The 12,396-nt window shown below is 60.1% G+C and carries 13 protein-coding genes; 5 read left to right on the forward strand and 8 right to left on the reverse strand.

Going from position 1 to position 12,396, the window contains the following annotated elements:
• Positions 1-38: 38 nt before the first annotated feature.
• From BS627_RS04995 to BS627_RS05030, 8 genes are all read right to left on the reverse strand, one after another.
• On the reverse strand, positions 39-1,109 hold the full coding sequence (locus BS627_RS04995) for a GGDEF domain-containing protein (protein ID WP_077982168.1): 1,071 nt from the start codon (positions 1,107-1,109) through the stop codon (positions 39-41).
• A gap of 505 nt (positions 1,110-1,614) precedes the next feature.
• Positions 1,615-2,832 carry a molybdopterin molybdotransferase MoeA gene (locus BS627_RS05000; protein ID WP_077982169.1) on the reverse strand — a complete coding sequence of 406 codons (1,218 nt, stop codon included), beginning with the start codon at positions 2,830-2,832 and terminating at the stop codon, positions 1,615-1,617.
• The gene (gene moaC / locus BS627_RS05005; protein WP_077982170.1) at positions 2,833-3,324 is read right to left on the reverse strand and encodes a cyclic pyranopterin monophosphate synthase MoaC; all 492 of its coding nucleotides are present in this window, start codon (positions 3,322-3,324) and stop codon (positions 2,833-2,835) included.
• 7 nt (positions 3,325-3,331) lie between these two features.
• Positions 3,332-4,147: an indole-3-glycerol phosphate synthase TrpC gene (gene trpC / locus BS627_RS05010; protein WP_077982171.1), complete on the reverse strand. Its 816-nt coding sequence runs from the start codon at positions 4,145-4,147 to the stop codon at positions 3,332-3,334.
• 10 nt (positions 4,148-4,157) lie between these two features.
• Positions 4,158-5,186: an anthranilate phosphoribosyltransferase gene (gene trpD / locus BS627_RS05015; RefSeq protein ID WP_077982172.1), complete on the reverse strand. Its 1,029-nt coding sequence runs from the start codon at positions 5,184-5,186 to the stop codon at positions 4,158-4,160.
• A 15-nt stretch (positions 5,187-5,201) separates the two neighbouring features.
• On the reverse strand, positions 5,202-7,094 hold the full coding sequence (locus BS627_RS05020) for a peptidylprolyl isomerase (RefSeq protein ID WP_077982173.1): 1,893 nt from the start codon (positions 7,092-7,094) through the stop codon (positions 5,202-5,204).
• 268 nt (positions 7,095-7,362) lie between these two features.
• Positions 7,363-7,497: a hypothetical protein gene (locus BS627_RS24925; protein WP_006314429.1), complete on the reverse strand. Its 135-nt coding sequence runs from the start codon at positions 7,495-7,497 to the stop codon at positions 7,363-7,365.
• A gap of 41 nt (positions 7,498-7,538) precedes the next feature.
• Entirely contained in the window at positions 7,539-7,718 is a 180-nt protein-coding gene (locus tag BS627_RS05030; RefSeq protein ID WP_165691133.1) for a hypothetical protein, read from the reverse strand.
• A gap of 436 nt (positions 7,719-8,154) precedes the next feature.
• Between BS627_RS05030 and coaD the strand changes: the two genes are divergently transcribed.
• The 5 genes from coaD (at position 8,155) to tgt (ending at position 12,256) form a co-directional block, all read left to right on the forward strand.
• On the forward strand, positions 8,155-8,649 hold the full coding sequence (gene coaD / locus BS627_RS05040; RefSeq protein WP_077982176.1) for a pantetheine-phosphate adenylyltransferase: 495 nt from the start codon (positions 8,155-8,157) through the stop codon (positions 8,647-8,649).
• A 29-nt stretch (positions 8,650-8,678) separates the two neighbouring features.
• A complete protein-coding gene (locus BS627_RS05045; RefSeq protein ID WP_077982177.1) occupies positions 8,679-9,248 on the forward strand; it encodes a peptidylprolyl isomerase in 570 nt (189 codons plus the stop codon).
• A gap of 35 nt (positions 9,249-9,283) precedes the next feature.
• Positions 9,284-9,793, forward strand: coding sequence for a peptidylprolyl isomerase (locus BS627_RS05050; RefSeq protein WP_077982178.1), 510 nt, complete (start codon positions 9,284-9,286; stop codon positions 9,791-9,793).
• Between the two features lie 250 nt (positions 9,794-10,043).
• Positions 10,044-11,126, forward strand: a complete 1,083-nt coding sequence (gene queA / locus BS627_RS05055) for a tRNA preQ1(34) S-adenosylmethionine ribosyltransferase-isomerase QueA (RefSeq protein ID WP_077982179.1) — start codon at positions 10,044-10,046, stop codon at positions 11,124-11,126.
• Positions 11,126-12,256, forward strand: coding sequence for a tRNA guanosine(34) transglycosylase Tgt (gene tgt, locus BS627_RS05060; protein WP_077982180.1), 1,131 nt, complete (start codon positions 11,126-11,128; stop codon positions 12,254-12,256). The genes queA and tgt overlap by 1 nt, the downstream gene beginning before the upstream one ends.
• The last annotated feature ends 140 nt before the right edge of the window (positions 12,257-12,396 follow it).

The following is a 12,396-nucleotide window of genomic DNA, read 5'->3' on the forward strand; positions in this document are numbered from 1 at the left end:
ATGAGGGCGTCAACGGAACGGCTGCTGCCCTCTAATTTTCACGTCCGATAAATCAGCCAGTTCTTGCCTGCATAGTTCTTCTGCATGCCGTCCTCGTAATAGACGGAGCGGTTTCGGCCGGTTTCCTTGGCATGATAGAGCGCGGTGTCTGCATGGCCGTAAAGCTCGCTCGGGTTGCTGGCCTGTGCGGCGGAAGCGAAGCCGAGGGAGATTGTGACCGTGCCGTAGTCGGCGCCTGATCTGGAATTGCGGAAGGGCGTGCTTTCCAGCGACAGGCGGATGCGCTCGCACATCACCATCACCTCTTCCGGCGTATTGCCATCCAGAATGATGGCGAATTCCTCGCCGCCGCTTCTGGCGACGAAACCATCCTTGCGGACATTGGCGCGGATGACGGAGGCTACGGTGGCGAGGATCTTGTCGCCGACCGGGTGGCCGAAAGTGTCGTTGATCCGCTTGAAGTGATCGATATCGAGCAGGACGAGCGTGGTATATTGCAGGCCGATGGAGCTGTCATAGATGGACGCCAGCCGGTCATCGAAGGCGCGTCGGTTGGACAGGCGCGTCAGCGAATCCGTATTGGCGATGCGCTTGTACTCATCCAACTCCAGGCGCACCTGGTGCATTTCCTCGGCATGGCGGTTGACATCGTTGAAGGTCTTTTCGCCGTCGATGATTTTCGAGCCAGTGGCCTCGGCCAGCAGCGAAATCGCATTCCTTAGAATATTGCTGCTGGCTGCATTCTTGTCATCGATGCGCTGGCGCGTTTCACCGAGTATCCGGTTGTAGTTTTCGATGGAGGATTGTTCGTGCCTCAGCGTGCCCAGAAGGCCCTCCAGTTCGCGCCTGAGCTTCTCATGCGCGTCGTCGATCGACCGGGCGGGATTTCCTTCTCCGTAACGGGAGGACAGCTCGTCCAGATCCTCCTGCGTCACCCGGTGTCCAAGCGCGGCCAGCTCCTTCGTCAGGGCAGGGTTCGAGCCGATATAGGCTTCGTAAAAGAGACTATAGTTACGCGGGATCGGCGAAACACCCATGCTCCGCATGGCATAGGCAATCTGCCCGGCAATGTCGGGCCCCGTGGTTTTGGGCGTGGATGCCGTGTTCATCAAGAAACTCCAGTGAGTCTGCTTATCGACTATGATTATTATTATGAAGTTCGTTTTGGAAAGCTTAATTTATGGGAAACTAATTTTTGTGCCATGAAACTTCATTTTTGCCACTTTGTATTTTATTTAATTGATAAATATAAGTAATTTTCATTTTCCAGAATTCCGGAACTTTTTCCTCTATTGTTTGCCTTGGTGACAGAACCGCATTTATTCTGTCAATCCCAATAACGGAATTCGTGTGGTTTATTTTGGTACAACAAGATGGAGAAATAATCCCGGCGTGAAAAGGTATGGTGGCTTTTTAATTCGGCGCGACCCCACCTATAGGCGGTTCTTTTTTTGTCATTCGTGTCGGGATACAGGAATGTTACAGTCTTATCTTGGGTTCCTGCGCCTGCGGGACGCGGCAGCGCCGTTTTGGGACGGCGCGGCAATCATTCGGCAAGGTTCAGGAAAAGGCCAGTTATGCGGCCGGCCGTAATCCGCCCGTATAGACTGTGCGTCAGGATTTCAACCGGATGACCGGGCATTCTGTCCCAGCCGCCGCCGCTGGCGCATTTGGCGGGCGCACGAGCAGCCCGTCGGAATGGGCCAATATCTTCATCATCGATGAGTCCTGCTTCGTATGGGCTTCCGCCACCAGCAGGCCGTTTTCGTCGGTGCTGAAACGGGCGCGCAGATAATCCTGCCGATGATCATTCGCTTTCAGCGGTGTGGCGGTGCGGGCGGTCGCCGCTCGTTGCCGGGGCGCGCGGCGGGCGATGCTGCGGATCAGCGGTTCCAGGAACAGCAGGCCGCAGACAAGGCTGGCAACCGGGTTTCCAGGCAGGCCCAGAACCTGCATGGAGCCGATGGCGCCGACCATTAGCGGTTTTCCCGGACGCATGGCGATGCGCCAGAAATCGAGCTGCATGCCTTCCGCCTTCAAGGCTGCCTGCACGAGGTCATGGTCGCCGACGGAAGCGCCGCCGAGCGTCACCAGCACATCGACATTCGCTGCGACGGCCTTGCCGATGGCGGCGCGGATCAGCCTGTCATTATCGGCGACAATGCCGAGATCGATAACCTCGGCCCCGGCCTGCCGGGCAAGGGCTGCGACGCCGAAGGTGTTGGAGGCGATGATCTGCGCGGGCTGTGGCGCGCTTCCCGGCGGCAGCAACTCGTCGCCGGTGGCGAGGATGGCGATGCGGGGCCTGCGATAGACGGTGAGAGCGGCATGGTTCATCGCGGCCGCCAGCGTCAGTTCGGTGAAGCCGAGTTCCCGACCGGTCTTCAGGGCCGCTTCGCCTTCGGTAAAATCCTGTCCGCGCGGGCGGATATGTCGCCCGGCGGTGACGTCGAAGGCGGTGCGGATTTTTCCGCCCTCCAGCACTTCGGCATCTTCCTGAATGAGAATGGTATCCGCACCCTGAGGCACGGGCGCGCCGGTGAAGATGCGAACGGCCTGGCCTTCACCTACCGTGCCGGTAAAGGCATGGCCGGCGGCGGCCTGACCAATGACGGTCAGCACCGAGCCGATATCGGCCGCATCGGCGCTGCGTAGCGCGTAGCCGTCCATGGCAGAGGCGTCGAAGGGCGGCTGGGTGAGGCGCGCCGTCAGATCGGTCGAAAGAACCCGGCCATCACATTCGGCAAGCGGCAGGGTCTCGCTTTCCGCTACAGGAACCGCCGCTTCCAGAAGGCGCCTTATGGCTTCATCCACGGGCAGCAGCGGTTTCATTCAATTCTCCTGTCGCCGGAAATCGCCGGATTTACCGCCGCTCTTTTCGAGCAGGCGGATATTGACGATCTCCATCGCCTTGTCGGCGGCTTTCGCCATGTCATAGATTGTCAGGCAGGCGATGGAGACGGCGGTCAGCGCTTCCATCTCCACGCCGGTCTTGCCGGACAGTTTCACCAGCGCTTCGACCCGCAGGCCGGGCAGGGCGGCGTCTTCGGCAATGTCCACCGCCACCTTGGTCAGCATCAGCGGATGGCAGAGCGGGATGAGGTTTGCCGTCTGCTTGGCGGCCATGATGCCGGCGAGGCGTGCTGCGCCGATGACATCGCCCTTCTTGGCGTTGCCTTCGCGGATGAGCGCCAGCGTTTCCGGCTTCATCTTCACGAAACCTTCGGCCACTGCGACACGGACGGTTTCGGCCTTGTCGCCGACATCGACCATATGCGCTTCGCCGCTTGCATCGATATGGGTGAGCTTCTGGCCATCGCTCATTGGCGTCTTATTCCGCGGCCAGAATGCCGGACTGGCCGGTCAACAGGGCCTTGGTGGCCGCCGTCACATCGTCCTTGCGCATCAGGCTTTCGCCCACGAGGAAGGTGCTGATGCCGCTTTTTTCGAGACGCTTGCAATCTTCGAAGGTGAAGATGCCGCTTTCGCCCACCAGCAGCTTGTCAGCCGGTACGAGGCCCGCCAGTTTTTCGCTGGTTTCGAGGCCGACTTCGAAGGTGCGCAGGTTGCGGTTGTTGATGCCAAGAAGCGGGGAGGCGAGCTTCAGCGCGCGCTCGGTTTCCTCTTCATCGTGCACTTCGATCAGCACATCCATGCCGAGCGCGAAAGCCTCGTCTTCGAGGCGCTTCGCATCGTCGTCCGACAGCGATGCCATGATGAGGAGAATGCAGTCCGCACCCCAGGCACGGGCCTCATGCACCTGATAGGTGTCGAACATGAAATCCTTGCGCAGCGCCGGCAGGGCGCAGGCATTGCGGGCGGCGGTCAGAAATTCCGGTGCGCCCTGAAAGCTTGGCCTATCCGTCAGCACCGAAAGACAGGCAGCGCCACCGGCTTCATAGGCTGCGGCCAGCGCCGGCGGGTCGAAATCCGGTCGGATGAGGCCTTTCGAGGGGCTGGCCTTCTTGATTTCGGCGATAAGCCCGAACTTGCCTTCGGTCTGTTTCGCCCGCAGCGCCTTATAGAAACCGCGCGGTGCACTCTGGTCCGCAGCCATGGCCTTCAGATCGGCCAGCGAAACCTTGGCCTTGGCGGCTGCGATTTCCTCGAGCTTGTAAGCCTCGATCTTTTTCAGGATGTCGCTCATGATCTCGCTCTCATTCCTGCCCTGAATTGGCTTCGTTGGATACGGCGACCAACCGGTCGAGCGCGGCAGCGGCCTTGCCGCTATCGAGCGCATCGCTTGCAATCGTCATCGCGTCGGTAAGCGTTTCCGCCTTGCCGGCAATGACCAGCGCTGCGGCCGCGTTGCACAGCGACACGTCACGATAGGCGTTGCGCTTGCCGGACAGAACCTCGCGCAGCGCTGCCGCATTGGCAATGCCATCGCCGCCCTTCAGGTCTTCCATGGAAGCGGGCTCGACACCGAAATCCCTCGGCGTCAGATCGAAAGTGCGGATCTTGCCGTCTTCCAGCGCCGCGACGTGGGTAACGCCCGTCGTCGTCACCTCGTCCATGCCGTCGCCATGCACGACCCAGATGCTCTCCGACCCCAGATCGCGCAGCACTTCGGCGAGCGGCACCAGCCAGCGCGGCGAGAAAACGCCAAGCAGCTGACGTTTTGCACCGGCGGGGTTGGAGAGGGGGCCGAGCAGGTTGAAAATGGTGCGGGTGCCGAGTTCGACCCGGCTCGGGCCTACATGGCGCATGGCCGAGTGGTGAAGCTGCGCGAACATGAAACCGAGGCCAGCCTCCGCGATGCAGCGGGCGATGAGATCGGGACCGATATCGAGCTTCACGCCGAGTGCCGAGAGGGCATCTGCCGTGCCTGACTTGGAGCTCAGCGCCCGGTTGCCGTGTTTGGCGACCGGCAGACCCGTGCCGGCGGTGATGATCGAGGCCAGCGTCGAGATGTTGTAGGTGCCGATGCCATCACCGCCGGTTCCGACGATATCGATGGCATTGGCGGGGGCCGAAACCGGCAGCATGCGGGCACGCATGGAAGAAACGGCGCCGACTATTTCGTCTACCGTTTCGCCACGCACGCGCAGCGCCATCAGGAAACCGCCGATCTGCGACGGGGTGGCTTCGCCCGACATCAGAATGTCGAAAGCAGTGCGCGCATCCTCGCGGTTCAGGCTTTCTCCGTTCGCGACCCTGGCGATCAGCGGCTTCAGTTCGGCCATCTTGTCGCCCCCCGGTTAGAAACCGACCATCGCCTGATCGGCGAGGGCCTGATTGATCGTCACACCATAGTCATTCTGCAGGCGGTTGACCATCTGGTCCAGCATGTCGTCGCCGGCGGCGCGGGCAATGGCGGCGAACTGCTGGTCGTCATTGGCGAGCGCATCGGCAGGCGCATTGGTGTCGACCGAGGTGACCTTGAAGAGGATACGGCTGGAACCGCCGGCATCAGCCGCCTCGCCCACCTTGCCCTCTGCGCCGGAGAAGACCGCCGCGATCGTCTGCTGGCCGAAAATAGCGTCTTCGCTGTTGCGGCGCAGGCCGGACTTCTGTTCGACCGCGAGGCTCAACTCACCCGCTACTGCTTCCAGCGTCTCGCCCTTTTCGACGCGCGTTTTCAGTTCTTCGGCTTTGGCGGCAAGCGCGTTGCGCTGCTGCTCCGCCGTCCAGTCGGCCACGACATCGTCGCGGACTTCGGCAAGCGTGCGGTCGCGTGCGGGGATGATCTGGTCGACATCGAACCAGATGTAGCCTTCACGGCCGAGATTTATCGGCAGCGCTTCCGTCCCGGGTTCGGTCTTGAAGACCTCCTGCGCCAGCTGCGGGGAGGGAAGGCCCTCAACCTTATCACCCTTTTCATCGAGGCCGGACGCGTCGATGGCGGCGACGGTGACGGGTTTCAGGTTCAGCTGCTGGGCAGCGTCGGCGAGCGAAGAACCGCCGGCGCGCAGGTCTTCATACCGGTCGTGAACATTGGTGATTTCTTCGGCGGCGGCGGCCGTGGCGAGATCCTTGCGGATATCTTCCTTCGCCTCTTCCAGTGTGCGGGTCGTTTCCGGCTTGATGCCGGTGACGCGCAGGATGACCGGGCCAAAAGAGCCGTCGACCACCGGAGATACGCCGCCATCCTTCTGGATGGCGAAAGCGGCGTCGGCAATCGACTGGTCGGGAATGGTGTCCTTGGTGAATTCGCCGAGCGTGACGTCGGACGCGGTCTTGCCCTGATCCTTCACCACCTGGTCATAGGTGGTGTTGCCAAGCCTGATCTGCTCGGCGGCAGCGGCTGCCATTTCCTTTTCCGGGAAGGTCAGCTGCTCGACGGTGCGACGGCCGGCGGTGCGGAAGCTGTCCTTGTGGCTGTTATAATAGTCGGCAATCTGCGCGTCCGTTACCGAGGCCGGCTCGGCGATGTCGGACGGTTCCAGCTTCACATAGGTGAACTTGCGGAATTCCGGTGCGCGATATTTCGCCTTGTTGGTTTCGAACCAGGGGGCAAGCACGTCGTCGCCCGGTGCCTTGACCGGTGGAATGACGGCGTTCGAAAGAATGACGTAATCGACGGCGCGCTGCTCGTTGCGATATTGTTTCAACGCATCCACCAGCACCTGCGGTGCGGTAAAACCGTCCGACACGGCTTCGACGATCTGGCTTCGGACGGCGACCTTGCTGCGTTCCTTGATATAGTCATCCTCGCGGAACCCCGAATTGCGCAGGCGTTCGCTGAAGAGATTGCGATCGAACTGGCCGTTGACCGACTTGAAGGCCGGGTCTTCGGCGATCAGGTTGGCGAGGCGGTCTTCCGAAAGGCCGAGATTCATTTTTGATGCCAGTTCGTCAAGTGCTGCGCCCGCCGCAAGCTGGCTGAAGACCTGACGATCAATGCCGAAGGCCTTGGCCTGCTCGGTCGTCAGCCTTGTTCCGAATTGACGGCTGAGATCGGAAATCTGGCGCTGATAGGCAAGGCGGAACTCCTGCGGGCTCACCGTCTGGTCACCCACCGTCATGACGGCATGGGAATTGGAGGTGACAAGCGATGCGGAAACGCCCCAGACGCCGAACGAAACAACAAGCAGGAGAAGCAGCAGCTTGGCTGCCATGGTTCGAGAAGCATTTCTCAGGGAATCGAGCATCGTTATGCAAACCTCACAGGAACGTCATTGCGGTCGCCAGCCTTCCGGCCCGCAACGTATCGGCGTTCCTTAAATCAATCCAAAGGGAAATTGAAGGGAATTTGCCTTGGAAAAACGGGGTTTTGAAAACGCTTATGTGATTGGAGGCCGGTTTTTCCGCCGTCATCTTCTCCGTATCGCCCCGTGAGGCGGCAAAATAAAACCGCCCGGAGGGTCCAGGCGGTTACGAAGAATCATTTTAAAAAGCGCTGAGGCCGGTCTGCCGCGCTCAGAAGGCGCGGTTTCGGCGGATCGTCGCCTTGAATTCCTCATCCTCGCGTCGCATCTCGGCGACCACGGAGATCATCGACGTCACGAACATTACGCTGATCAGGGCCAGAAGCATCGTCAGAAATGTAAACATGATATCGTCTCCGGGAGATTTGAGAAAATTCTCTCCGTTACTCAGTAATAATTCATATACTGGTAGCGGGCGGTCAGCTGCGGGTAGTCCGGTCCCTGCGTTTCAGACTTGTGCTCATAAAGGCTAAACGTCGTTGCTACCATTGCGATAACCAGTACTGTCCAGGCGGTGCTGATGACGCTGATTTTCGCCGAAGTAGACTGTTTTTCTCTTACAAACATCTGTCCGTTCCTTTGGTTCTGTCTTAACGCACCATGTTTCAACATGTTCCGCATTAACCGTAAAAATCGATTAGCATCGCCCCGGTGAAACTTCCTTGAATGGCTCGTTCATCTGGCGTTCAGGAATCTGGCGAAGGGCGTCATTCGAAAAAAACATACTCGGCTGCGAATGATGCGATGACCGAAAGGACGATCATGAAGGCCAGCATTTTCAGTTCTCCGGGTGATTAACGGGTGAGGGGCGTTTCGGTTTCCCGATGCTGTGCATTTAAACAAAATAGCTGTGAAACAGCACTGAACGGCCCATTCATCCGGGGTTCACGCCACAGCCGTGCGTGTGAGGGATAGTTATAAAGTCTTGCGCGGCGTGCCTCTCCATGACAAAAGGCGGCACATATGTCGAAGCGTCGAGACGCGCCCACCACTTGAGAGCGATATGACGATTGCCTTTTATCCAGGATCCTTCGATCCGATGACCAACGGACATCTGGATGTGCTTCTCCAGGCGCTGAACGTGGCGTCGAAAGTCATCGTGGCCGTCGGCATTCATCCCGGAAAGGCGCCGCTGTTCAGCTTCGAGGAACGGGCAGGGCTGATAAAGCAGGCGCTTGCCGAACATCTGCCGGGTGAAGCGGCGCGCATGGAAGTCGTCTCCTTCGATAATCTGGTCGTCGATGCCGCCCGAAAGCACGGCGCACGCCTTCTGCTGCGCGGCCTGCGCGACGGCACCGATCTCGATTATGAAATGCAGATGGCCGGCATGAACCGCCAGATGGCGCCGGATATCCAGACCGTATTCCTGCCCGCCGGCACATCGTCGCGACCCATTACAGCCACATTGGTCCGGCAAATCGCCGCCATGGGCGGCAATGTCGAGGCTTTCGTGCCGAAAGCCGTGCTTGAAGCCCTCAACGCCAAGCTGAAGCGCTGACTTCAGCCTTACATTCTGGAGCCAATCCGATGAAACTCGTTCGATTTGCCTTTGCCGGCGCCATGTTTGCAGGCGCACTTGCCGCCAGCACCCTTGCTTCTGCAGCCGAACTCTTGACCGTGCAGCTGAAGGACGGTCCTGTCGTCATCGAGCTGATGCCGGAAGTTGCGCCCAAGCACGTTGCGCAGATCGAGGCGCTGGCCAAGAAGGGCGCTTATGACAATGTCGCCTTCCACCGCGTCATCGACGGCTTCATGGCGCAGACCGGCGACGTGCAATACGGCAACATGGAAAAGGGCTTCAGCGCCCAGCGCGCGGGTACGGGCGGTTCCGACCTGCCGGATATTCCGGCCGAATTCTCCAAGGTTCCGTTCACGCGCGGCGTGGTCGGCATGGCCCGCTCGCAGGATCCGAACTCCGCCAATTCGCAGTTCTTCATCATGTTTGCCGACGGCCCGTTCCTGAACGGTCAATATACCGTGGTCGGCAAGGTCGTGTCCGGCATGGAAGCCGTGGACAAGATCAAGCGCGGGCAGGGCGGCAACGGCGAAGTTTCCAACCCCGACCGGATGATCAAGGTCACCGTCGGCAAGAAGTAAGGTAGGGCAATAGAGCCCGAACAGAGGAGAATAACATGGCCGAGATCAAGGATCCGGAAAACACCATCATCATGGAAACCACGACCGGCAAGGTCGTGATCCAGCTGCTACCTGAAGTTGCGCCGGGCCACGTTGCCCGCATCAAGGAACTGGTATCGGAAGGCGCCTATGACGGCGTCGTTTTCCACCGCGTCATCGAAGACTTCATGGCCCAGACGGGTGACGTGAAGTTCGGCAAGAAGGGTTCCGAAAGCTTCAACCCGGCCCGCGCCGGCATGGGCGGTTCCGACAAGGAAGACCTGAAGGCAGAATTCTCCGCCATTCCGCATGTGCGCGGCACCTGCTCCATGGCCCGTTCGCAGAGCCCGAACTCCGCCAACTCGCAGTTCTTCATCTGCTTTACCGATTCCCCGTGGCTCAACAAGCAGTACACCGTCTGGGGCCAGGTCATCGAAGGCATGGAAGCCATCGACAAGGTCAAGCGCGGCGAGCCGGTGAAGGATCCCGATTCGATCGTTTCGATGAAGCTCGCTTCTGCGGCTTGAGTGTAACGTATAAAGCGTTTACCCGCTCCGCAGCAAACTGCGGGGCGTTTCACATTGATGACAAGGGTGCCAACCATTCAGACGTCATCCTCGGGCTTGTCCCGAGGATCTAACGATCCACAACGTCAACGTGGTTAGATCCTCGGGACAAGCCCGAGGATGACGTCGAGTGTAGAGGCACGCTTGTCATCACCTTCCACCCGCCCCACGCAATGCAGGGCGGGTTTTGATATTTTCGAGAGCCCCTGCAATGCGCGTAGACCTGTTCGATTTCGATCTGCCCGAGGAGAATATCGCCCTTCGCCCGGCAAACCCGCGCGACAGTGCGCGCCTGCTGGTGGTCGATCCGAATGAAAATCGCATGGAAGACCATCGCGTCTTCGACCTTCCGTCCTTCCTGCGACCCGGCGATGCGCTTGTCTTCAACGACACCCGCGTCATTCCTGCCCAGCTGGAAGGCGTGCGCCTGCGCGAAGGCGCGCCGGAGACGGCGGTTTCGGCCACGCTGCACATGCGCGCCGATCAATCGCGCTGGAAGGCCTTCGCGCGTCCCGGCAAGCGCATCAAGGAAGGCGACCGCATCCGGTTTGGTTACGAGCGCGACAATGCTTGCGGCCTTGCCCATCTGGAAGCCACCGTCGAGGAAAAGGGCGAGGACGGCGAAATCACGCTGCTGTTCGACGTCTCCGGCCCGGTGCTGGATGAGGCGATTGCCTCGGTCGGCCATATTCCGCTGCCGCCTTACATCGCCGCCAAGCGACCGGAAGATGCGCAGGACCAGACGGACTACCAGACCATTTATGCCCGCGAAAAGGGCGCTGTCGCCGCCCCCACCGCCGGCCTGCATTTCACGCCCGAGCTGTTTGCGGCGCTCGACAAGGCCGGTATCGAGCGGCATTTCGTGACGCTTCACGTGGGGGCAGGCACCTTCCTGCCGGTCAAGGCCGACGATACCGATGACCACAAGATGCATTTCGAGATCGGCCACGTCTCGCAGGAAACCGCTGACCGGCTGAATGCGGTGAAGGCGCGCGGCGGGCGTATCGTCTGTGTCGGCACGACGTCGCTGAGGCTGATCGAAAGTGCGGCGACGGAAGATGGCGCCATCCACCCATGGTCCAATGCTACCGGCATCTTCATCACGCCGGGATACCGCTTCCGCGCGGTCGATATGCTCATGACCAATTTCCACCTGCCGAAATCGACGCTGTTCATGCTCGTTTCGGCTTTCTGCGGTCTCGAAACGATGCGTGACGCATATAAGCACGCCATAGAAACCGGATACCGCTTCTATTCCTATGGCGATTCCAGCCTGTTGTTCCGGAAAAACTGATGCACGACAAATTCACTTTCACCCTGAAAGCCACGAGCGGCGGCGCGCGCCTCGGCGAAGTCGCCATGCCGCGCGGCGTCATTCGCACGCCCGCCTTCATGCCGGTCGGCACGGTCGGCACCGTCAAGGCCATGTATCTCGATCAGGTGCGCGAGCTGGGGGCCGATATCATTCTCGGCAATACCTATCACCTGATGCTGCGGCCCGGCCCGGAGCGCGTGGCGCGCCTCGGTGGCCTGCATGAGCTGATCCGCTGGCCACACCCGATCCTCACCGATAGCGGCGGTTTTCAGGTGATGTCGCTTTCCGGCTTGCGAAAGCTTGACGAGCAGGGCGTGACTTTCAAGAGCCATGTTGACGGTTCGCTGCACCACATGTCGCCGGAACGCTCCATCGAAATTCAGGGCATGCTCGATTCCGACATTCAGATGCAGCTTGACGAATGCATCGCGCTGCCCGCCGAACGCAAGGAAATCGAGCGCGCCATGGAAATGTCGCTGCGTTGGGCGGAACGCTGCCACGTCGCCTTTGGCGAGCAGCCCGGCAAGGCCATGTTCGGCATCGTGCAGGGCGGCGACCAGCCGGACCTGCGCATTCGTTCCGCAGAGGGACTGAAGCAGCTCGATCTCAAGGGTTACGCCGTCGGTGGCCTTGCCGTCGGCGAGCCGCAGGATGTGATGCTCGGCATGCTCGATATCACCCTGCCGGTGCTGCCCACCGAAAAGCCGCGTTACCTGATGGGTGTCGGGACGCCTGACGATATTCTCAAGTCCGTCGCGCGCGGCATCGACATGTTCGACTGCGTGATGCCGACCCGTTCCGGCCGCCATGGTCTCGCCTTCACCCGTCGGGGCAAGGTCAATATCCGCAATGCCCGCCACGCCGAGGATATGCGCCCGCTGGACGAGCAGTCCAACTGCCCGGCCTCGCGTGACTATTCCCGCGCCTATCTGCATCACCTCACGCGCTCCAACGAGGCGCTTGGCGGCATGCTGCTCTCCTGGCACAATCTTGCCTATTATCAGGAGCTGATGCAGGGTATCCGCAAGTCGATCGAGGAAGGCCGTTTCGCCGATTTTTATGCGGAAACCATCGAAATGTGGGCGCGGGGCGATATAGACCCGGTTTAGGTTGCAGAGTTTTCCCCTCACTCGACGTCATCCTCGGGCTTGTCCCGAGGATCCACCACTGTAGCAGAAATCAACGAGCGGCAGATCCTCGGGACAAGCCCGAGGATGACGGAGGAGAAGTTTCCACCCGCCGCTTAAAA

The organism is Agrobacterium salinitolerans, assembly GCF_002008225.1.
GTDB lineage: Bacteria > Pseudomonadota > Alphaproteobacteria > Rhizobiales > Rhizobiaceae > Agrobacterium > Agrobacterium salinitolerans.